Source organism: Mesorhizobium sp. B4-1-4, assembly GCF_006439395.2.
In the GTDB taxonomy this organism is placed as follows: Bacteria; Pseudomonadota; Alphaproteobacteria; order Rhizobiales; family Rhizobiaceae; genus Mesorhizobium.
Window position 1 is genome coordinate 3233672 of the sequence record NZ_CP083950.1, and the last position, 20870, is coordinate 3254541.

Annotated in this window: 18 protein-coding genes and 1 pseudogene; 9 read left to right on the plus strand and 10 right to left on the minus strand. The window is 62.0% G+C overall.

The features are described from left to right. Positions 1–19 precede the first annotated feature (19 nt). The 3 genes from FJW03_RS15495 to FJW03_RS15505 are packed head-to-tail and all read left to right on the plus strand — an operon-like array spanning position 20 to position 3597. Positions 20–1567 (plus strand): ABC transporter ATP-binding protein, encoded by a 1548-nt coding sequence (locus tag FJW03_RS15495; RefSeq protein WP_140764020.1) that lies wholly within the window; start codon positions 20–22, stop codon positions 1565–1567. Continuing rightward, on the plus strand, positions 1551–2645 hold the full coding sequence (locus FJW03_RS15500) for an ABC transporter permease (protein WP_140764023.1): 1095 nt from the start codon (positions 1551–1553) through the stop codon (positions 2643–2645). Before FJW03_RS15495 ends, FJW03_RS15500 begins: the two co-directional genes overlap by 17 nt. A gap of 31 nt (positions 2646–2676) precedes the next feature. Further along, positions 2677–3597, plus strand: coding sequence for an ABC transporter permease (locus FJW03_RS15505; RefSeq protein WP_140764026.1), 921 nt, complete (start codon positions 2677–2679; stop codon positions 3595–3597). A gap of 3 nt (positions 3598–3600) precedes the next feature. Here FJW03_RS15505 and FJW03_RS15510 read toward each other — a convergent pair whose 3' ends face one another. From FJW03_RS15510 to FJW03_RS15545, 8 genes are all read right to left on the minus strand, one after another. After that, complete coding sequence (locus FJW03_RS15510) at positions 3601–3858, minus strand: SDR family NAD(P)-dependent oxidoreductase (protein WP_281407040.1); 258 nt, start codon at positions 3856–3858, stop codon at positions 3601–3603. 35 nt (positions 3859–3893) lie between these two features. Next, positions 3894–5072, minus strand: a complete 1179-nt coding sequence (ppaT, locus tag FJW03_RS15515; RefSeq protein WP_140764029.1) for a pyridoxamine--pyruvate transaminase — start codon at positions 5070–5072, stop codon at positions 3894–3896. Between the two features lie 86 nt (positions 5073–5158). After that, entirely contained in the window at positions 5159–5308 is a 150-nt protein-coding gene (locus tag FJW03_RS30370) for a hypothetical protein (RefSeq protein WP_413466381.1), read from the minus strand. Further along, positions 5305–5664 carry an MBL fold metallo-hydrolase gene (locus FJW03_RS30375; RefSeq protein ID WP_413466382.1) on the minus strand — a complete coding sequence of 120 codons (360 nt, stop codon included), beginning with the start codon at positions 5662–5664 and terminating at the stop codon, positions 5305–5307. Before FJW03_RS30375 ends, FJW03_RS30370 begins: the two co-directional genes overlap by 4 nt. 25 nt (positions 5665–5689) lie before the next feature. Then, entirely contained in the window at positions 5690–6790 is a 1101-nt protein-coding gene (locus FJW03_RS15525; RefSeq protein WP_140764032.1) for a LacI family DNA-binding transcriptional regulator, read from the minus strand. A 112-nt stretch (positions 6791–6902) separates the two neighbouring features. Then, positions 6903–8432 (minus strand): amino acid ABC transporter permease/ATP-binding protein, encoded by a 1530-nt coding sequence (locus FJW03_RS30240; RefSeq protein ID WP_140764253.1) that lies wholly within the window; start codon positions 8430–8432, stop codon positions 6903–6905. A 77-nt stretch (positions 8433–8509) separates the two neighbouring features. Continuing rightward, entirely contained in the window at positions 8510–9346 is an 837-nt protein-coding gene (locus FJW03_RS15540; protein ID WP_140764034.1) for an ABC transporter substrate-binding protein, read from the minus strand. Between the two features lie 158 nt (positions 9347–9504). Continuing rightward, a complete protein-coding gene (locus tag FJW03_RS15545; protein ID WP_140764037.1) occupies positions 9505–10368 on the minus strand; it encodes a PfkB family carbohydrate kinase in 864 nt (287 codons plus the stop codon). A gap of 99 nt (positions 10369–10467) precedes the next feature. On the opposite strand from FJW03_RS15545, the gene FJW03_RS15550 reads away from it, so the two are divergent. From FJW03_RS15550 to FJW03_RS15570, 5 genes and pseudogenes are all read left to right on the plus strand, one after another. Beyond that, positions 10468–11469 (plus strand): SIS domain-containing protein, encoded by a 1002-nt coding sequence (locus FJW03_RS15550; RefSeq protein WP_140764040.1) that lies wholly within the window; start codon positions 10468–10470, stop codon positions 11467–11469. Positions 11470–11532: 63 nt separating this feature from the next. Then, positions 11533–12660 carry an NAD(P)/FAD-dependent oxidoreductase gene (locus FJW03_RS15555; RefSeq protein ID WP_140764043.1) on the plus strand — a complete coding sequence of 376 codons (1128 nt, stop codon included), beginning with the start codon at positions 11533–11535 and terminating at the stop codon, positions 12658–12660. Positions 12661–12785: 125 nt separating this feature from the next. Next, positions 12786–13757, plus strand: coding sequence for an SDR family oxidoreductase (locus FJW03_RS15560; RefSeq protein WP_140764046.1), 972 nt, complete (start codon positions 12786–12788; stop codon positions 13755–13757). A 27-nt stretch (positions 13758–13784) separates the two neighbouring features. Further along, complete coding sequence (locus tag FJW03_RS15565; RefSeq protein ID WP_140764049.1) at positions 13785–14129, plus strand: hypothetical protein; 345 nt, start codon at positions 13785–13787, stop codon at positions 14127–14129. Between the two features lie 175 nt (positions 14130–14304). Next, positions 14305–14772: pseudogene (locus FJW03_RS15570) on the plus strand (polysaccharide deacetylase family protein); the annotation flags it as partial. 82 nt (positions 14773–14854) lie between these two features. Here FJW03_RS15570 and FJW03_RS15575 read toward each other — a convergent pair. Next, positions 14855–15535, minus strand: coding sequence for a redoxin domain-containing protein (locus tag FJW03_RS15575; protein WP_140764052.1), 681 nt, complete (start codon positions 15533–15535; stop codon positions 14855–14857). 19 nt (positions 15536–15554) lie between these two features. After that, positions 15555–18854, minus strand: a complete 3300-nt coding sequence (locus FJW03_RS15580; protein ID WP_140764054.1) for an ATP-binding protein — start codon at positions 18852–18854, stop codon at positions 15555–15557. A gap of 240 nt (positions 18855–19094) precedes the next feature. On the opposite strand from FJW03_RS15580, the gene FJW03_RS15585 reads away from it, so the two are divergent. Continuing rightward, on the plus strand, positions 19095–20867 hold the full coding sequence (locus FJW03_RS15585; RefSeq protein WP_140764057.1) for an adenylate/guanylate cyclase domain-containing protein: 1773 nt from the start codon (positions 19095–19097) through the stop codon (positions 20865–20867). The last annotated feature ends 3 nt before the right edge of the window (positions 20868–20870 follow it).

Genomic DNA, 20870 nt, shown 5'->3' on the forward strand with positions numbered 1-20870 from the left:
CGCCACGGCAGGACCCGCCATGCATCCGCGACTAGAATTGCGCAACATCTGCAAGCGCTATCCGGGCGTCATCGCCAACGACGACGTCTCGCTGTCGATCCAGCCCGGCGAGATCCACGCCGTGCTCGGTGAAAACGGCGCCGGCAAATCGACGCTGATGAAAATCATCTATGGCGCGGCACAAGCCGATTCCGGCGAGATTTTTTGCGACGGCAATCCGATCACCGCGCACAATCCGGCGATGTCGCGCGCGCTCGGCATCGAAATGGTCTACCAGCACTTCGCGCTGTTCGAATCCGTCTCGGTGGTCGAGAACATAGCGCTCTCGACAAGCAGCGCCTTTAACTTGCCCTCGCTTGCCGACAAGATCCGCGAGCTTTCGCTGCGTTACGGCATGCCGATCGACCCACACCGCCAGGTGCACGATCTCTCGGTTGGCGAGCGCCAGCGTGTCGAAATCGTGCGTTGCCTGCTGCAGGCGCCGAAGCTTCTGATCCTCGACGAGCCGACATCCGTGCTGACGCCGCAGGCCGTGGTCAAGCTGTTCGAGACGCTTCGGCAGCTCGCGGCCGAGGGGTGCAGCATCGTCTACATCAGCCACAAGCTCGACGAGGTGCAGGAGCTCTGCGACACCGCCACGGTGCTGCGGAACGGCAAGGTCACCGGAACCGCTCGTCCAAAGGAAACGACATCGCTCGAGCTCGCCCGCATGATGGTCGGCTCGAAGCTGCCGGAAATGCATGTCAGCCCCTCTGTCCCAACCGAGAAGCCGGTGCTGGAAGTCAGGAACCTGTCGGCGAAAGCAAGGGACCATTTCGGCGTTGACCTGGAGGATGTGTCCTTCGCCGTGAATGGCGGCGAGATCGTCGGCCTGGCGGGGGTCTCGGGGAATGGCCAGGCTGAGTTGATCGCCCTGCTCAGCGGCGAACGCACGCATGAGCAAGGCGATGCGATCAGGATTGGCGGGACGGCTGCCGCCCGCCTGCGTCCCGACGAACGCCGCAAGCTCGGCCTGGCCTTCGTTCCGGAGGAGCGGCTCGGGCGGGGTGCGGTGCCATCGCACACATTATGGGAAAACACGGTGCTGACCGCACGTCGCTTCGGCACCGTCCGCAACGGATTGGTCAACCGGCGCAAGGCCAGTGGTTTCGCCGCCGGCATCATCGACAGGTTCAAGGTCAAGGCCAGCGGCCCGGGAGCGACCGCGCAGAGCCTGTCCGGCGGCAATTTGCAAAAATTCATTGTCGGGCGCGAGATCACGCTGGCGCCGAAACTTCTTATTGTTTCGCAACCGACCTGGGGTGTCGACGTCGGTGCAAGCGCCTTCATCCGCCAGACCATCCTCGACCTCAGCCGCGCCGGCGCGGCGGTGCTCGTCGTGTCGGAGGAACTTGATGAGCTGTTCGAGATTTGCGACCGGCTTCTGGTCATCTGCCAAGGACGGGTTTCACCACCGCTGATGCGCAAGACGACCGATCGTGAAGAGATCGGACTGCTGATGACTGGCAGAACGATGAGCATGGATACGATGGCAGGTGGGAGTAGCGACGTTGCGCTTCAGGATTGAACAAAGACCCGAGCCTTCCGCACCGATGCGCATCGCCGCGCCGCTTGTGGCGGCGGTTTTGACGCTGGCCGTCGGCTCGATCTTTTTCGCCTCCCTCGGGCACGATCCGCTGCTGACGCTCTATGCCTTCTTCGTCGAGCCGCTGAACTCGATGAACGGCCTGTCCGAATGGCTGCTCAAGGCTTCGCCGCTGATCCTGATCGCTTGCGGGCTGGCGGTCGGCTTCCGTGCCAATGTCTGGAACATCGGCGCCGAAGGCCAGTTCACCATGGGCGCGGTTGCCGCCAGCGGCGTCGGACTGTTCTGGCCGAACCCGGAGAGCGCGCTGCTGTTGCCGCTGATGTTCGTCGCCGGCATGGGTGCCGGCATGGCATGGGCCGCGATCCCCGCCTTCCTGCGCGCGCGCATGAACACCAATGAGATCCTGGTCACACTGATGATGACCTATATCGCGACGCTGTTCCTTTCGTACCTCGTGCATGGACCGTGGCGCGATCCGGCAGGCTTCAACTATCCGCAAACCGCGCTGCTGCCGGCGGCGGCGATGTTCGGATCCTTCGATCCGGCCTATCGGCTCAATCCGTCGATCTTCGTCACCATCGTGGCTGTGTTTCTGATGTGGCTGTTCACGGACCGCAGTTTCCTCGGCTATAAGATGTCGGTCAGCGGCGCGGCCCCCCTTGCCGCGCGCTATGCCGGCTTTCGCGAGTCCTCCGCGGTCTGGATCGGCCTTCTGGCGGGAGGTGCCGCGGCCGGCGTCGCCGGCATGGCGGAAGCCGCCGGACCGCTCGGTCAGCTCTCACCGCAGATTTCGCCGGGCTACGGATTTGCCGCCATCATCGTCGCCTTCATCGGACGGTTGAACGCATTCGGCATTGTGTTGGGCGGGCTGTTGATGTCTCTGCTTTTCCTGGGGGGCGAAGGCGTGCAGATGACGCTTGGCCTGCCCTCGGCGCTGACGCGCATTTTTCAGGGCATCCTGCTGTTCTTCCTGCTCGCCGCCGATTTCTTCATTTTCTACCGCGTTCGCCTGGTACGGCCGGCCCGAGATGCGCATGCACTCGATATGGCACGATGAGTGAATTTTGGTTTGCGCAGGAGACAGCCTGATGGATCTCTTCATCGCCATCTTCACCGGCACCATCATCGCCGCCACGCCGCTGATATTCGCAGCGCTTGGCGAGCTCGTGGTCGAGAAGTCCGGCGTGCTCAATCTCGGCATAGAAGGCATGATGCTGATGGGCGCCGCCCTCGCCTTCTGGGCCGTCACCGCGGGCTATTCCATGCCGGTCGCGATCCTTGCCGGCGCGTTGGCAGGCGCCGCCGCATCGCTGCTGTTCGGCGTGCTGGCGTTGACCTTCCTGACCAACCAATATGCGGCCGGTCTGGCGCTGGCGATTTTCGGCTCCGGCGTGTCCGCCTTCCTCGGGCGCGGCTTCGGCAGCGAACCGATCGAAGCGCTGCGCGGCGTCAGCATCCCGGTTCTGTCCGACCTGCCGCTGGTCGGGCCGCTGCTTTTCCGCTTCGACCCGATGGTCTACCTGGCCCTGCTGATGTTCGTCGCCATAAGCTGGTTTCTCTACCGCACAAAAGCCGGCCTCGTTCTGCGCACGATCGGCGAGTCGCCACAGACGTCCCATGCGATCGGCTATCCCGTGATCAGGATACGCTATATGGCGGTGCTGTTCGGTGGCGCGATGGCCGGCCTGGCCGGTGCTTATCTTTCGGTCGCGTACACGCCCCTATGGGTCGAGAACATGACCGCCGGCAAAGGCTGGATCGCGCTGGCACTGGTGGTCTTCGCCACATGGCGGCCGGTCCGCGTCTTGCTTGGCGCATGGCTGTTCGGCGGCATGACCATCCTCCAGCTGCAGGGACAGGCGCTGGGACTGGAGGTGCCGTCCGAACTGTTGTCGGCCCTGCCGTATCTGGCGACGATCGTCGTATTGGTCCTTATTTCGCGAAATCGTCAAATGCTTGCACTGCATTTTCCAGCCTCGCTCGCGAAACCATTTCGGCCGGCAAACTAAGACCTAGCCCATATCGATGCCGCCGGTCAGCGCCTGTATCTCGGCAAACAGGGCCTTGACCGATCCGGGATCGGAAATGTCGGCGGCGATCGCCTTCGTCTTGCCGCCGATCGTGGCGGCCGCCGCCTTGGCGCCGTCTGCGTTGATGTCGCTGACGATGACGGTCGCGCCGTCGGCTGCCAGCCGCGCCGCGATCGCCTTGCCGATGCCTTGCGCGGCGCCCGTCACCAGGGCCGTCTTTCCCGCAAGCCGTTCAGTCATGAAATGTCTCCCTCAATGTGCAATCTGATTTGTGCTCAGGCGTCGGCGTCGATCACGGCCAGCGCCGCGTCGATGCCCTTGCCGACCGCAAGCTTCTGGCCGGCCGCGTTCATGGCGCCGCCCAGCGCCGTCAACGCCGCGATTGCATAGATCGGCTGCGCGGTCGGGCCCATATGGCCGATGCGCGTCAGCTTCCTCAGCGTTTCGCCGCGACCTGACGAAAACACCACGCCGTAGCGAGCGCGCGCGGCCTGGCGAAGCGCCTTCTCGTCGACGCCATCCGGTGTCCGGACAGCGGTCGTGGTCGGCGACGCAATCTTGTCGTTGATCGCCCAGATCGACAGGCCCATGGCGGCGACGCCCGCGCGCATGGCCCTTGCCGTCAGCGTGTGGCGCGCCCACACGGCCTCCGGCCCCTCGTTGAGATAGAGGTCGAGCGCCACATCGAGCCCGTTGATTTGGGAGACCGATGGCGTGAACGGGAACGGCTTCTCGCGCGACCAGGCATTCTCCCAGTCGACGATGCTCAACATCGACGCGCGTGGTGCCAGGGGATTGGCCTTCATCTTGACCCAGGCGCGCTCGCTGATGCCCATCATCGTCAGGCCGGGAGGTGCTCCCAGGCATTTGTTCGGGCCGGTGACATAGATGTCGGCCTTGCAGTCCTCCGGATGCGTCTTCATGCCACCGAAGGACGAGACGGCGTCGACGATGAGATAACCACCATGCGCCGAAACCAGCGCGCCGATGGCGTCGATCGGATTGATGGTGCCCGATGGCGTGTCGTGATGGCAGACGGCAACGATCGTGATTTCCGGATGCGCCTTCAGCATGTCGGCGACCGCCTGCGGGTCGATCGCCTCGTTGTAGGGCACCTCGATCTCAAGCAGATGCGGCGAGTAGCGTTTTGCCCAATAGCCGAACCCCTTGCCGTAGACACCCGAGGCAAGGTTGAGCACGACGTCGTCGGGCGTGATCAGCGACGCTGCCGCCGCTTCCAGGCCCAGCACCGGCTCGCCATGCAGGATGACGGGCTTGTTCGACAGCCGCATCGCCTCTTGCGCCTTGTCGACCACCTTCTCGTAGAAGAGCTGGAATGCCGGGTCGTAATCGTAGAGCACCGTGCGGCTGAGGCCGCGCAGCACTTCCGCGTAGGCGTTCACCGGCCCCGTGGTCAGGGTGATGACCGGATCGGCGTGTTCGAGATAGCGCATGGTCTTGTCTCCGATTGACGGCGGTCAGCCGTAGAACTGCGTGCCGGTTTTGTAGATCTTGAAGTTGTCCATGTCGTGCGAATACATCAGCTCGGCGCCAGGAAGGCCGCCTGGCACAGCGTCTCGAGGCTCTTCTGGGTATAGGCGGCATCGATCGTGAACGTGATCGGCTTGCGCTTGGGGAATTCGACCAGCAGACTGTAATGGCCGATCGAATGGCCAGGCGTCGAGATCAACTTGACCCCCTTGGCGAGTTCGACATCGCCTTCGATCCCCTCGAAGGTGGCGCGCGTGTGCCCTCCAGCAGCTGCGCGGTTGCGCCACGCGCCTCCGCAGCCTCCGCCGAGAAGCTCAGGTCGGAATAGCCGAGATGCTCGAAAGGCTGCGGATTGCAGGCCTGCGGCACCTCGGTGCGATGGCAGATCTTCTTGGCATGCGGAAAATACTTGTTGCCGCCGCAATGGTCGAAATGGAAATGCGAGTTGACGACGACGTCGATGTCCTTCGGCTCGAGCCCGAGCAGCGCCAGCGCCCCGGGAATGGTCTGATGCTCTTCCTGGATCCCGGTCGAGGACGTGGCGTACGAATTCACCGTGCTCGTCGGACGCGAAGGCGGATTATGCGTCGGTATAGACGGCGATCGAACTGCGCTCCACCAGACGGGCCGTCAAGACACGGTGCTCGAAAGGTATCATGGTCTCGGCCAGTCTCTTCAAGAGGAGTTCCGCGGCTTCCGCTCCAATCAGATGCGCCGGCTGCGCTATGGCGGTGATGCCTTGGGCCACGAACTGCATCCAGTCGAGATCGTCGAAGCAAAGCAACGATACGTCTCCCGGAATCGCAAGTTTCAGTGCGGAAGTCGCCTCCAAAACCCCTGTCGACATCACACCATCGGCGGTAAAAAGGGCAGACGGCGCATCGCGCATCGTCAACAGGTCGAGCGCCTCCTTGCGGGCTGCCTCGCTCGAATAAACCGCCACGCGACGGATCAACCGCAGATCCGGCTTGATGCCTGCGGCACGATGGGCTTCCAGATAACCCAATAGCCTTTGCCAGCTTGGATGATGATAGCGAACATCAGCGCTGGAGAGATCGGTGTTTGCCACAAAGGAGCCGACATCATCGCGCTGGCCGGGCCCGAGTTCCGCCAGTATGGCGATGCGGCCGTGGCCGGCCGCGATCATCGTCGCGATGCCGCTGCGCGTTGCAGAAACGTTGTCGACCACGACTGAATCGGTTTCCAGACCCGCCGCGATGCGATCGAACTGCACGACGGGACAGCGGGCCGCGATGGCCTCCCGCAGATGATCCGGCTCGTCCACAAAGGTCGATGAGACGATCAGTCCGTCGACCTGCTTTTCAAGCAGGAGCTGAACCGCCTCTCGTTCGAGTTCGGCATTTTCGTCACTGTTCGTAACGATGACACCGAAGCCGCCGCTACGCGCGACGTCCCCAATTCCGCGCAGCACGCTGGCATAGAATGGGCTTTCGATGTCGCCGACCACAACCCCGATGGTCTGCGTCTTGCCGGTGATTAAACCTTTGGCCAGGCGGTTGGGGCGATAGCCCAGCGCGGCTGCGGCGGCGCGCACTTTCTCCTGAACTTCGGGGCTGCTGTAGCCGTAATCACCAAGTACGCGCCCTGCCGTGGCGGAACTCACCCCGGCCCGGCGAGCGACCTCGATGATGGTTGGGTTTTTTGATGATCTTGAAGTCACTCACCAAGCCTTGCCGCCCATGGGTGCATCGTGAAGAGACGAGCTAGCGGCAGCAGACCCTGTCCCGCAAGGTTGAAAACCACCTCACCCGAAGTTGCGCACATCATTGCAATCACAACACCTCGGACAGAAAGCGCCGAAGCCGTGGGCTCTGCGGATTGTCGAAAAGATCCTGCGGCCGCCCTGCTTCGACGATCCGGCCCTCATCCATGAACACAACCTGGTTCGCGACCTTGCGAGCGAAATTCATCTCGTGCGTGACCACAACCATGGTCATTCCCCTTTGCCCAAGGTCGGCCATCAAATTCAGGACGCCTTTCACCAGTTCCGGATCAAGGGCGCTGGTGACCTCATCGAAAAGCATGACTTCGGGTTCGAGCGCCAATGCCCGCGCAATAGCCACCCGCTGTTGTTGTCCGCCCGAAAGATTGGCCGGCCGGTGATCCTTGCGCTCCAGCAACCCGACGTCCCGGAGGCGTTCCTGGGCCAAGCTGTCGGCCTTTTCGCGCGACACGCCTTTGACCTTGCGCAGTGCCAAAGTGATGTTGGCGAGCGCGCTGCGATCGGGAAACAGATTGAACTGCTGGAAAACCATGCCGACGCGCCGGCGAAGCTGATCAGGCGTCGACTTGTGAATGCTTTCGCCATCGAGCAGAATATCCCCCGCGCGACATTCGACGAGCCGGTTCAGGCATCGCAGCAATGTTGATTTGCCCGACCCGGATGGCCCGATGAGGCATGTGACGGTCCCTGGCTCTACTTTCAGACTGACGTCATACAGGACCTGAAGGTTGCCATAGGCCATATCGATGTTTTTGACTTCAATGCTGCCGCCCTTGAACCGGGTCGTCACTGCCACGGACGACCTTGCAAGCTCCGGCGCGCCCGCTTCGGCAAGCTCGGCGACTTCCTTGAGTCCGCTCTGCACAGCAACGATGCGCTTGCCAACGCGCATGCGCGCATCGATGTAGTTGACAAGGTGGGTCAAAGGCACGGTGATCACCAGGTAGAATACGCCCGCCAGCAAAAGCGGTGAGAGGTTGCCGGTCAGGACGGCCTGATCTTGCCCCACCCGAAACAGTTCGCGTTCCGAAGCGAGAAGCCCGAGGAAGTAGACAAGGCTGGAATCCTTGACGTTGCCGATGAACTGGTTGACCAGTGCGGGCAGCACGCGGCGGATACCTTGGGGAATGACCACCAGCCTCATGCCTTGGCCATAGGTCATGCCGAGCGTGCGCGTGGCGTCGAGTTGTCCGCGCTCGACGCTCTGAATGCCGGCGCGGAAGATTTCTCCTATGTAGGCACCAGCAATCAGGCTGAGCGCTAGAATACCCAGCGGATAGGGCGACGGACCGAACAGATCGCGGCCCAGCCGGGCAAAGCCTTGGCCAATGATCAGAATGGTGACGATGGCGGGAAGCCCACGAAAGATGTCGGTGTAGACGCGCGCCAGGAGTTTGAGGAGGCGGTTCTCCGATATCCCCATGACGGCCAGCACGATGCCGATGAGCGTGCCGAAGAATGTCGAGGCAAGGGCCAGGATCAGGGTGTTCTTGAGGCCGACCATGACCATGTTCGGCAGAACTTCCGCCATCGCCTGGAAATCGAGGAAGCTGCGCGAGAAGGTATCGAACCAGCTCATATCAGGCCTTCTATAGTTCGACCGGGCTCCGCTGCTCACGGGACCCGGCCGGAATGCGACAATGAATAGGCGCGAATTTACTTCTTGGGCAAATATTGATCCGGCATCGGGGTGCCCGGAAACCATTTCTCATGCAACCGCTTCCAGGTGCCGTCGTCCATGGCCTCGTGCAGTGCCTTGTTCAGGGCCTCCCGGAAGGCGTCGTTGCCTTTCTTGACCACGAATCCGGCCGGCGCATCGAAGGACGGCACGTTCATCGTTATCTTCAGGTTTTTATAGCGCTCGACATACTGCTTGGCCGACTCGTAGTCGGTGAAATGGCCATCGATCGTTCCGTTATTGAGTGCAGCCACCGCGGTGTTGTTGTCGGGAAATTTGACGATGTCACCCTTCAGGTTCTTCTCGGCATAGATTTCCTGCAGTGTTCCCTGGATCACGCCGATGCGCTTTCCGGCGGTGCTCTCATTGCTGGTCAGAGCCGGATCGGCGGAGATGATCGACAGGTAGCCAGCGAGGTAGCCGTCGCTGAAATCCACGGTCTTCTTGCGCTCCGCGGTCGTGCCGATGGCGGCAACGGCCACGTCGAAACGGCCGTTGGCAACGGATGGCAGCAGCGCCGAGAATTCCTGGCCGGTGAAAACGACCTGCTCGTCCTTGAAACCGAGCCGGTGGGCCACGTCACGGAACAGTTCCGCGTCGAACCCCGTGAAATTGCCATTGGCGTCGGTGAAGACATAAGGTTTTGCATCGCCCATCGTCCCGACACTGATCGCCGAAGGATCAATGAGGTTGTAGGGATTGCCGGCCGCCTTTGACTGCGTTGACGCGACCAAAGTTGCAAATCCGGTCACCAGCGCAATGGTCGCGGCCAGACCACATTTGATCAGCCGACGCCTGCTCGAATTCGTTTGCATGTCTTCTCCTCTCATTGATAGCCGTACTCGGCCTGCGATCCCGCTTGAGCTCTCATCCACGGACCGACGCTCTCAGGCGGCGCCGGGTTTCAGAATGATAACGTTCTCACATTAGCACTAGAAATTCTGTGCGTCAATTGTCCTGGAGAATCCGGCAACTACGCCGTTTCGTCTTGTAGGCGCCGTGCTCGGATGAGGATTTCGGACGTGATCGCGCCTAAATCGATCGCCGCCGCATGGCCGACCGCCCCGTAGTGCTGGCAGGTAGCCGCCGCTGCCTCTGCGGCTTGGCCGAGGATGTTCTCAGGTGCCTCCTGCTTAAGCAGGCCGAACAGCGTTCGGGCGATGAATGTGTCGCCCGCGCCCAGCGTGTCGACCGGTTCGACCAGTCGCGCCGCGACGCGGCAGGAGACGGAGTGGCTGCGAAGCAGTGCACCGGCCCGACCACGCGTGACAAGGACCCATTTGGAACCACATGCAAGCAATTCGGATGCAATTGCGTCCGATTCCTTGTCATCGAGACCGTCACCCGACACAGAGGCCAGATAGCAGTGGCGTCCAATCGAATAGCGATGCTCCACTTCCCGCCGCGTCGAAAAATCGTAAGAGACCAGCGATTTACTGGCAATCTCCGGTATCCATGCATCGAGCCCGCTAGACTGACCGATGTGGGTGGCCTGAAAGCCCGAGAGAAAATCGAGATCTTCTCGGTTCGGCGTGAACATCGACACGCCGAGATCGAAGGTCAGGAAAATCCGATCGGCATTGTGGTGACCTATGAGGCAGTAGGCGGTGGGCCCGTCGAGGCGGCGCAGCCGACTGACGTCGACGCGCTCCGATGACAGCGCGGCGTGGATCAGGTCCCCGGCACGGTCTCTGCCGATCGCTCCGACATATGCCGCCTGCCCACCGAAGCGGCTGACATTGACCGCCACATTGAGGCAGTTGCCGCCAGGATACATCTCGCCACGGGCAAGATAGCAATCGACAACGTTATCGCCCATCGCGGCAATCTTGACCATGGCAGAACTTCCGGTTATGAATGTGAGAACGTTCACACAAGCACAGCTGTTTGTCAATTGCGCGCCGATCGCAAGCTTTCAAACGAGACGAGGATGCCCATGATTTCCGCACTGCCCGCCGATGTAGAACAGGCCCTGGCTGCTACGGCGGGCAGGCGGTTTTCGCATCTGTTTCTCGTGGCGTGCGGCGGCTCGCTCTCCATCATGATGGCAGGAAAATACTTCGTCGACCGTCACAGCGGCACGATGGCCTGCGACATCTACAATGCGGATGAGTTCGTCTGCCGTGATCCGCGGCGTTTGGGACCCGATACGCTCGTCATTCTTTGCTCGCAGACCGGAACAACCAAGGAAACCGTGCGGGCAGCCAGTCATGCACGGGACCGAGGCGCCACTACGATTGGCATGACACTCGACCAAACATCGCCGCTTGCTCGGGCCGTCGACCACTCGGTCGCCTACCAGGCTTCCTATACGACCGGCAAAACAATCGATTCAGCCTACAGCAACTACGGAGTGCTCTACATGGTGCTCGCTGGGCTGATCGATGATCGAGAGAATGCCGGATTGACCGCCGACCTGCTGATCAGCCTCGGCCATCTCCAGCCGGCGATCGATCGTGCGCACCAAACCTATGAAGACCGGTTTCAGGCCTTTGCACCCCGCTTCGCGCCGCGCAAGGCAATCTATACCCTTGCCAGCGGCGCCAGCTATGGCGCGGCCTATTCGTACGCAATCTGCGTTTTGATGGAGATGCAGCGGTACGATTCGCAGGCCATCCATGCCAACGAGTTCTTCCACGGGCCTTTCGAGGTGGTGGACGAGGATGCCGGCTTCATCGTGATGCTGGGTCTGGACGAGACGCGGCGCCTCACCGAACGCGCACGCGACTTTCTTTTCAAATATGGTAGCCGTGAGAACATCCTGCTTGTGGACGCAACGGAACTCGACCTCACGGGCATGGCAGATCGGATCAAGCCTTATCTCGTGCCCCTGGTCTTCTTCGACACTCTATGGCGGTTTGCCTATAAGCTGGCCGATCTGCGCGACCGGCCGATGCTTGAGGGCCGGCGCTACATGAAGAAGCTGAAGGACTACTAGACCTACCGTTCTTCGCCCAATGTCGGCATTCCCCATTCCTCTTCCGCGTAGAAGGAAATCTCCATGACCGCATCCCCAAAGCCGCGCCAGGTGATCGTCGTCGGCGCAGGTATCTTTGGTGTCTCCTCCGCTCTGCATCTTGCTCGTCTTGGCCTCGATGTGACGATCGTGAACGATGGTGCGCCGGCCAATGGGGCCTCGGGCCGTTCACTTTCCTGGTTGAACTCGGCGCGGCGCGCCGACACTGCCTATCACCGCTTGAGGCTCGCTGGCATCGACCGCTATCGCACGCTGGCCGCTACAAAGCCGGAAACGGCATCGTGGCTCCGCTTCGACGGCGGCCTGACCTGGGATGCGGACGAGGAGACAAACCAGATCGTCTCGATCTGGCAGTTGGAGCAGGACATCGGCTATGACGCCCTGTTGCTCAGCCCGGCGGAAGTTGCCGCCGTGACGCCCGGTGTCAATGCCGATGCGATCAGTCCACAGGGGGCGATCTTCAATCCTGGCGAGGGATGGGTCGACTTGCCCGCTCTGATCGATCGGCTGCTCAATGAATTCCGCGCCAAAGGCGGCAAGCTTGTCGAGGATGCCGGCCCCGTGCGGATTGATGTTACGGGGGGCCGCGCTCGCGGCGTCGTCACCGCTGGTGGCGAGCCACTAAGGGCGGATTCAGTGCTGCTTGCCGTTGGACCAGCCACTCCCGCCGCGCTCGCCGAGATTGACGTTCATGTCCCCGACGCCACGCCGATTTCGCTGCTCCTGAAAACCCAACCGATCAAGACTGACCTTCGTGCCGTTCTGAACACGCCGCGGGTGGCGGTGCGGCCAACGCGCGATGGTGCGCTTGTTTTGGATTCGGCATGGTCGGAGGAAGAGGTCGTCGCCAACTCGGACGGCACCTACACCGTGCACGACAAGACCGTCCAAGGACTGCTCGACGAAGCCAGTGCAGTGCTCGACGGCAATCCGCGTCTCCAGCTCGCCGCCTACGCCGTCGGCCCGAAGCCTATCCCCGGCGACGGCGAGCCGGTGCTTGGAGAACTCGAGACCGTCCCTGGTCTCCACCTTGCCTTCAGCCACAGCGGCGCCACGCTCGGACTGATTGTCGGCGAGTTGCTTGCCCGCGAGATCGTCTCGGGCAATCCACACCCAATGCTCGCAACCTTCCGCGCCAGCCGTTTCAGCTAAACAGATGACAAGGGAGCCGCAGCTCCGATGCGGCCGATAGCAGCGACCGATAAAGGAAATGATGCGAGCGGCGTAAACCTTTTTGTCTGACGGGAGTTGTTCGTTCTCCAGATCAGGAGACAGCCATGCGGATGAAATCGGAAATCGCCGGCGAGGCGGCCAAGCAGCGCCACATCCAGCGCAGCATCGATGCAAAGGACAAATCGAGACCCAAAGCCAAACAGCAAGGCGCCATGCAGGCAGGCGCGCGAAATTACCCCGAACCGCCCTTCCCCGAGCAGCACCAGCCAAAGCCTGGGCATGAGTGGGCGATCGAGCCCGCTCCGCTTTACGACGCGCCCTACTACCTCGGATCGAAAAAACTCGACGGCAAAGTCGCCTTGATCACAGGTGGCGATTCCGGCATCGGCCGTTCCGTAGCGGTTTTGTTTGCCCGAGAAGGCGCCGACATTGCGATCGTCTACCTGGCGGAGGACAAGGACGCCCAAGAGACAAAAGTGGCTGTCGAGAAGGAGGGCGCAAGTTGCATCCTGGTGAAGGCCGATGTCAGCAAGCGCGAACATTGCCAGAGGGCGGTGGCGGAGACGGCTGAAAAATTCGGGCGGATCGACGTGCTGGTCAATAATGCGGCTTTCCAGATTCACTCCCAGGATTTCAGCGAACTGACCGAAGAGCATTTCGACACCACGCTGAAGACCAATCTCTACGGCTATTTTCATATGGCTCAGGAGGCCGTGCCGCACATGAAACCCGGCTCGGCCATCATCAACACCGGCTCGGTCACGGGTATCGAGGGCTCGAAGGCGCTGGTCGACTATTCCATGACCAAGGGCGGCATCCATGCCTTTACGCGAGCGCTCTCCGGCAGCCTGATCGGCAAGGGTATACGAGTGAACGCCGTGGCGCCGGGTCCGGTATGGACGCCGCTCAATCCAGCGGACAAGGAAGCAGATGATGTGGCGAAGTTTGGCGCCGACACGCCGATGAAACGACCGGCGCAACCTGAAGAACTCGCGCCCGCCTATGTGTTCCTCGCCTCGCCGCACTGCTCGAGCTACATCACCGGCGAGATATTGCCGGTCGTCGGCGGATATTGACAGAGCGGCTGGTGTGGCGAAGACCAGATGATCCTCACCCGAGCGGTGGAGAAAGCGCGGGCGGAAATGCACGGGCGCATCGATCTCAGCTCTACGCCGTCGGACATGAGTGCTTGCCATTCCAGCCTGTCTTCAAGTCTTTCTTGCCTGCCTCCAATTCGCCCCGATCTTGACAGGGCTGTGCTGCCGTCCGATGCCGTCATCCGTTTAACATTCGCCGACTCTTGCCGAAAAAACGAAAGCTCGATGATCCAGGGCAATGCTACCGTAGGCGGTGTGGTACCGATGTTCCTGGCGGACGATGGGTCGACGAAGGAAATCGCCGGCTATCTGTCGGGGCTCCTGTTCTATCTCCGAACCAGGCGCGGGTAAGACGGCGTGGCGCATCATCCCTTGGTTTCGATCGTGGTGGCTGCGCGCCAACGGCTTTCACACGAATCATGTCCGAACAACTGGAATGGTTCATCGCCTACCGTCACCCTTTCGTTGGCCGTCCGGTGCTGATCACGTTCGATGACGGCTTCCAGAACTTTGTGCCGACCATGCCTGGCCGATCTTGCGCGGGAACGACCTGACCGCGGAAGTGTTCCTGGTGACGGATCTGGTGGGGGAAAGCGCGCTGCGGGATGCCGACTGCGGTCCACCGACGCCGCTCATGGACGCCGGGACGGTGCGGCGCCTCGCCGGCGAAGGTGCGTTCTTCGGAAGCCATATGGCGACGCATCGCGCCATCGACGGTCTGTCGAGCTCCGACCTGGCCGCCGAACTGCTGCGCTCCCGCATGTTCGTCGAGCGATGGACCGGCCGGCCAACCACGACGTTCGCGGCGCCTTTCTCCGTCACCGATCGGCGGCTTGGCCGGCTGGCCAGGGAGTGCGGCTATCGAACCGGCTTCGGCGGCAGGCACGGTCCGGCGAACCTCGATTGCGATCCCATCGATCTCCCCCGCATCGAGATTCGTGGGTACCGTTCGCTCGATGACTTTGTCGCCATTCTGGAGGCCGCACTCGAATGAACGGTGAAGTCCGGCTTGTCGAGGCCAACGTCTGAATTGCTTCAGCTTTGTTCAGGTCCCGCCGTTTACCGCGTTCGCAAGTCTATTGGGCGACTTGGGACACCGCTGACATCAGCTCCCGCGGGCTTGGCGCCCCGAACATGTATCGCCCACCCTCTGGAACCTCCGTGAAGCTCCAGCGAACGATGCCCTGCCGGTCCAGGAGGAACTGACCGATCAGTTGTCCGTGTCCCGTTGCCATCATCTGCTCGTCGGCTTCGGTCACTTCGTAATAGTCTTTCTTGTCGAGGAATGCGCTGGCTGCAAAAGGATCCATTGGACCGGGCATCTCGCCTGGCATATCGACCCGCATAGCCATCGCCGTTGCCATCGAAACCTTGTAGGGCCAGCTCGTTTCGTCTTGGGTGAATTCGAGATTGGGCAGTCCAAAGGCACGATGTGAAGCGCGCTCAGGGTCGGAGGCCGCGAGCAGGTTCGGCATCGGGTGGTAGCGGAAATAGAGACGCGCCCGCTCGATGGGCGTGTTGACCACCGTCAGGCTCCCCACGCCCTTTTCACGCAGCTCCGGATCGAGCCGCGCCTGGGCGGCGATATGGCGCCGGCAAAACGCACAATGCAGACCTCGAAACAGGCCGACCAGCACGGGTTTTTGTCCGCGAAAGTCGTCCAGCGCGATCTTGCCTTCCTGGGTAATGGCGTCGAGTACAACATTCGGCGCACGGTCGCCCGGTTGAAGCGGCACCAAGTCACTCTGCGCGGACATTTGCAACCTCCAACCCCGGCTAGTCGAGAAAAGGCAGCACCACAAGCGCTTCCGGGTCGAGCCCGTGCTGGGCGCATATACCCTGCGCCAGGGAAAAGTAGCGTTCGGCCTCGATCAGATTGTCGAGGTCGAGATTAAGCGTTGCGAGGCCATCATAGCACGGAAACAGCAGTTGGGGGTCGCCCGTTTCGCGGGCTACGTCCAGTGCTTCGTGGAACAACCCAACCGCCAGCTCCGGGCGGCTGTTGCACTGGTGGATCTGCCCAAGCACGATCAACGGCACCGGCAGGTGCTCACGCTGGTCGAGCGCCCGGTCGATCTCGATGGCCTCCTCGGCAGCGGGCACGCCCTCCGTCGGACAGCGATCCGTGAAAGTACAACAAGCGACCGCCAGATTGGCGAGGAGGCGCGCCTGGAAACCCAAATCACCAATACGACGCGCCACTTCAAGACCGCGCCGACAGACCTCCATCGCCTGTGCCGGATCGATGGTCGTATAAAGCACGCCGAGATTGGTATAGCCGCGGCAGGCCGCGCCCGGCAGGCCGGCGGCTTCGGCCAATTCAATGCTACGCTCAACCTGACGCACGGCTTCATGGTTTCGCCCAAGGCGAGCCAACGCAACAGCCTTGGTATTGAGTGCCTCGGCGGTCACAAGAGTGGCATCCCGCCCTGCCTCGGAGACATGCTCCGTTGTCAGATCGCGTACGCAATCCAGTGCCGCGTCTGCCCATTTTGCCGCGAGAGCGTTGTCTCCGCCACGGAACGCCTGTCGGCCACGTTCTTGCCAGAGATGCGCCTGCTCGACTGGCGCATCCGCCCCATCGAGGAGCGCTGCCGCTTCAGCATAGCGGGATTCTGCGTTGTCCCGCTTGCCGACGTCCCAGAGCAGCCGACCGATCTTACGCAAAACTCGTGCCGAAGCGATACGGTTGGCCGACTCGCGATATGCCTGCAACACCGTCTCGTAGTGGTGGTGCGCGATCTCGCGGCGACCTAGCGGGCCGCTCAAATCGGCAATGCGCTCTGCAATAGCCAGTTTGAGCGGTGCCTGCCCGGTCGTGCCCAGCGCAGTCAGCGCTCGCTCGTAGAAACGAAGGGCGTCGTCGTTGGCATATATCATGCGGGCGCGATCGCCCGCTGCCTGCAGGTAGTGCGCGCCCTTCTCCCGCTCGGCGCTCTGTGCGAAATGATGACCGAGCACGGTCAAATCCTCGAGCCGTTCCGGCTTGTCGCCGCAAAGTTGCTCCAAGGCAGCACCGACTCGCCCGTGGATGTCGGTCCGGCGTTGCAGGAGCAGATTCTGGTAAATCACGTCCTGCAGCAACGTTTGCGTAAAGCGGTAGCTTTGCGACGAGACCGAGCCTGATCCGGCAACTTCCTCAATGATTTCCGCATCGCAAAGCAGTTCGCAGCCGGTTTCCAGCCTGCCGGGGTCGGCGGTCACGGATTTCAGAAGTGGGGCATCGAAGCGCGGGCCGATTACCGCGGCTTCCTGGGCCAACCGGCGCACCTCTTGGGGCAGCCGGTCGACGCGAGCAAGCAACATTGCCTGGATAGTGGCGGGAATGCCGGTTGCGACTTCGCCTGCCACAGTCCGCCATTGCTGACCATCGCGCATCAGTACACCGCGATCGACAAGGCCGCGAACGATCTCCTCTACAAAAAGGGGGTTGCCGCCCGCGCGCTCGAGGATCTGGTCGAGAAGCCCGCCTGCGGAGTTTACCCAGCTCTCGCCGAAAAGCGCCGCCAGCAGGGTGCGTCCGTCATTGTTGTTGAGCGGCGAAAGCCTGAGCGCTGTGTGACTGACCCGACTTGAGTCGAGCTGGCCGTGGTCCGATGCCGGACGATGCGTGACCAGCAACATCAAGCGCGTACGTTCCAACCTGTCCATTACGAAACGTAGCGCCTCGAGCGACACGGCGTCGGCCCAGTGCAGGTCTTCGACGACAATCAACAGCGGCGACAACGCAAGCCGCCGTTCGATGATTGTGCGGACTGCGTAGAGAATTTGCCGCCGCAACTGCTCTGGCTCGACATGCTGCAAGGTGGCATCTGGGTCGCCAAGGCCAAGCACATGGTAGAGCAAAGGCATCAGCCGCTTCGCCTCCTCGCCCTGCAGGCCGAGATCGCCAAGCAAGCCTGCGAGCTTGCCGCGCATTTCGTCCCCACTGTCGTTTTGCATCATCCCGGCAGCGCTGCGCACCACTGCGCCCAAAGCGCCAAATGATTGTTCGCCCAGCGGTGAGCATGTGACCCGCCGTACGGCGACGCTGCGAAAACGATCCTCGTCGCCGACGCGGGCCACGAACTCCTGCACCAGCCGCGATTTCCCGATACCGGCTTCTCCGACGAGGCGGACAAGTTGGGCCGAGCCGCCACACGCCTGGTCGAGGCTCGCCAGCATTCTATCGAGCTCCGCACCACGACCTATCATCGGCGCACTGAGGCCGAGCGCCTCGAGCCCACGTGCTGCACGCGGCGCCGCAAGCGGTGCATCCAGTCGATGGACGAGCACGCTGCCAGCCTTGCCGCGAAACACGACATCACCCAGCGACTCGTAAGAGAAAGCATGCCGGGTCAACCTGTGAGTGAGCTCGCCTACCAGCACCTCACCCGGTGCGGCCAGCGATTGCAGTCGTTGCGCCGTATTCACGGTGTCGCCGGTCACCGAGTAGGATTTGGCGGTGCCGATGCCCAATCCACCGGTGACGACCGGACCCGTGTTTATGCCGATGTGGAGCAACAGAGGCGAGCCGGAGTGAGGGGCGCTTTCGCCGAGCCGCGCCGTCCGGGCGATCATGTCGAGAGCGGCGCGAAGCGCACGTTCGGGATCGTCCTCATGCGCGACCGGTGCACCGAACAGAGCGAGCAGTGCATCGCCGATGAATTTGTCGACGAATCCACCAAAGTTTCGCACGGCCGCCGTCAATTCCTTGAACAATTCGTTCTGCAGCGTTTGCATGACCTCGGGGTCGAGCTGCTCACTGAGTGTCGTGAAGCCGCAAAGGTCGGCGAACAGCACCGTCACCGTCCGGCGATCGGCGTCGGAGACAGGATGCAGCCCTTCTTCGCTTTCGATGTTCGAAAGCAGCGACGGGGTTCGAGAAGGCGGCACAACGGTCCGGCTTGGTGTCGGAGCAGGCCGTTCGACGGCTTTTGCGTGCGCACCAACGCTTGCCCCACATTTCGGACAGAACTCGAAATCAGGCGCGCAGAGATAGCCGCAACTGGCGCATGGCACGGGCTGGCGCCTGCCACACCTCGGACAGAAGGCGTAACCGCCCTCAATCTCGAAACCGCAGCCCGAACAGTCCATGGAACAGACCTCGCTAGGGGCCGTGACGGCATGATCTCGCTGCGCACTACACCGCCACGATCTCACAAGGATGAACCGATAGCCGTCGGCCGGCAAGCGGCAGCGCAAATGGGCATCGAACTATCCGTGTGGATCCGGCAACGGAGCGCTGCGCATCGGGCGGCTGGGTGGCCGCCGTTTTTGCGAAAGTTCCCTGCTGCCTCCGTGTTCCTGCTATCGTGGAGATGAGGAAACGGACCCATGAGCGAGAATCGTAGGCTAGTCGCAATCCTGGCTGCGGATGTGGTCGGATACAGCAGACTCGCAAGCGCGGACGAAGATCGTACGTTGGCGAGGCTGCGGGCACTGCGTAGCGACCTGATCGATCCGACTATCGCCGTGCACAACGGGCGCGTCATCAAGCGCACAGGCGATGGGGCGCTGGTCGAGTTTCGCAGCGTGGTGGACGCCGTGCGCTGTGCCGTCGAGGTGCAGAACGGCATGGTCGAGCGCAATGCCGGCGTGTCGCAGGATCGCCGTATCGAGTTCCGGATCGGCATCCATCTGGGTGACGTCGTCGAGGAAAGCGACGGCGATCTGATGGGCGACGGCGTCAACATCGCCTCGCGCCTGGAGGGCGTCGCGGCGCCGGGCGCCATTTGCCTGTCAGAAGATGCCTATCGCCAAGTCAAGGCGAGGCTCGATCTCTCCGTCAACGATCTCGGCAACACCAAGCTCAAGAACATCGCCGAGCCCATCCGGGTCTATTCGCTGCAGGTCGGCACCGCCGGGGCCAAGGTGCCCGCGACTTCGGACACCGCGGCGGTCCGCTCTGAGGCGGCAGCGCCGCCGAAGCTGTCGATCGCCGTCCTGCCGTTCGCCAACATGAGCGGCGACGCCGAGCAGGACTACTTCGCCGACGGTATCTCGGAAGATATCATTACGGCGCTGTCGAAGCTGTCGCAGCTGTTCGTCGTAGCCCGCAATTCGTCGTTCACCTTCAAGGGCCAGAACGTCCATGTGCAGGAGGTGGGCAGGAAGCTCGGCGTCCGGCATGTGCTGGAGGGCAGCGTACGCAAGTCGGGCAACAGGGTGCGCATCACCGCGCAGCTCATCGATGCAACCTCGGGCGGCCATCTTTGGGCGGAGCGGTTCGATCGCGACCTGACCGATATCTTCGCAGTGCAGGATGACGTGACGCAGCACATCGTCGGCGCGCTCGCGGTCAATTTGACGGATGGCGACCGGCAGCGGCTGGCGCCCGAGCACACCCACAATGTGGAGGCTTATGATTGTTTCCTGCGAGGCCGGGAGCTGTGGCACCGGCTGACGAAGGAAACGAATATTGCCGCCCGTGACGTTCTGAAACGTGCCGTGGAACTGGACCCGAATTTCGCTTCGGCGCACGCCTTTCTGGCTCTCACTCATGGGCTCGACTATTTGAACAGGTGGAGTGCCTCGCCGCCGAGATCGATGGAGCAAGCTGCCGAGATTGCGACGCGGGCCGTAGCAGTGGATGATGGCGACCCCTTGGCACATTGGGCGCTCGGTCTGGTCTACCTTTACACACGTCGGCACGACGGAGCCATCAGCGAGGCTGAGCGCGCGATAGTCCTCAATCCGAACTTCGCCGAAGCGCACGTAAGCCTGGGCGAGGCGCTCCACTATTCGGGTAGATCCGAGGAGGCGCTACAGTGGTTCGAGCGCGGCGCGGCCTTGAACCCCTATTTTCCGGACGTGCTCCTGCATTTCCAGGCGTTGGCATGGTTTCAGCTGGAAAAGTACGAAACGGCCGTCGACTTGTTGCAGCAGCGGTTGAGCCGCAACCCCATCAGCGACGTCTCGCGCGCGCTTCTAGCCGCCAGCTACGGCCATCTGGGCCGTTTCGACGAGGCCAGTGCGGCATGGCAGGAGGTACTCCGCGTCAATCCCGACTATTCGCTGGAATACCGCCGCAAGATCTTGCCCTACAAGAACCCTGCCGATTTCGAGCTCGTGGTGGACGGGCTGCGCAAGGCCGGAATCGTGCAGTGACCG

Excerpts from the sequence above, each read along its gene's own strand:
- FJW03_RS15495 (WP_140764020.1), top strand. The coding sequence starts at position 20 with ATGCATCCGCGACTAGAATTGCGCAACATCTGCAAGCGCTATCCGGGC.
- FJW03_RS15505 (WP_140764026.1), top strand. The coding sequence starts at position 2,677 with ATGGATCTCTTCATCGCCATCTTCACCGGCACCATCATCGCCGCCACG.
- FJW03_RS15510 (WP_281407040.1), bottom strand. The coding sequence starts at position 3,858 with ATGACTGAACGGCTTGCGGGAAAGACGGCCCTGGTGACGGGCGCCGCG.
- ppaT (WP_140764029.1), bottom strand. The coding sequence starts at position 5,072 with ATGCGCTATCTCGAACACGCCGATCCGGTCATCACCCTGACCACGGGG.
- FJW03_RS30240 (WP_140764253.1), bottom strand. The coding sequence starts at position 8,432 with ATGAGCTGGTTCGATACCTTCTCGCGCAGCTTCCTCGATTTCCAGGCG.
- FJW03_RS15540 (WP_140764034.1), bottom strand. The coding sequence starts at position 9,346 with ATGCAAACGAATTCGAGCAGGCGTCGGCTGATCAAATGTGGTCTGGCC.
- FJW03_RS15545 (WP_140764037.1), bottom strand. The coding sequence starts at position 10,368 with ATGGTCAAGATTGCCGCGATGGGCGATAACGTTGTCGATTGCTATCTT.
- FJW03_RS15550 (WP_140764040.1), top strand. The coding sequence starts at position 10,468 with ATGATTTCCGCACTGCCCGCCGATGTAGAACAGGCCCTGGCTGCTACG.
- FJW03_RS15555 (WP_140764043.1), top strand. The coding sequence starts at position 11,533 with ATGACCGCATCCCCAAAGCCGCGCCAGGTGATCGTCGTCGGCGCAGGT.
- FJW03_RS15560 (WP_140764046.1), top strand. The coding sequence starts at position 12,786 with ATGCGGATGAAATCGGAAATCGCCGGCGAGGCGGCCAAGCAGCGCCAC.
- FJW03_RS15565 (WP_140764049.1), top strand. The coding sequence starts at position 13,785 with ATGATCCTCACCCGAGCGGTGGAGAAAGCGCGGGCGGAAATGCACGGG.
- FJW03_RS15575 (WP_140764052.1), bottom strand. The coding sequence starts at position 15,535 with ATGTCCGCGCAGAGTGACTTGGTGCCGCTTCAACCGGGCGACCGTGCG.
- FJW03_RS15580 (WP_140764054.1), bottom strand. The coding sequence starts at position 18,854 with ATGGACTGTTCGGGCTGCGGTTTCGAGATTGAGGGCGGTTACGCCTTC.
- FJW03_RS15585 (WP_140764057.1), top strand. The coding sequence starts at position 19,095 with ATGAGCGAGAATCGTAGGCTAGTCGCAATCCTGGCTGCGGATGTGGTC.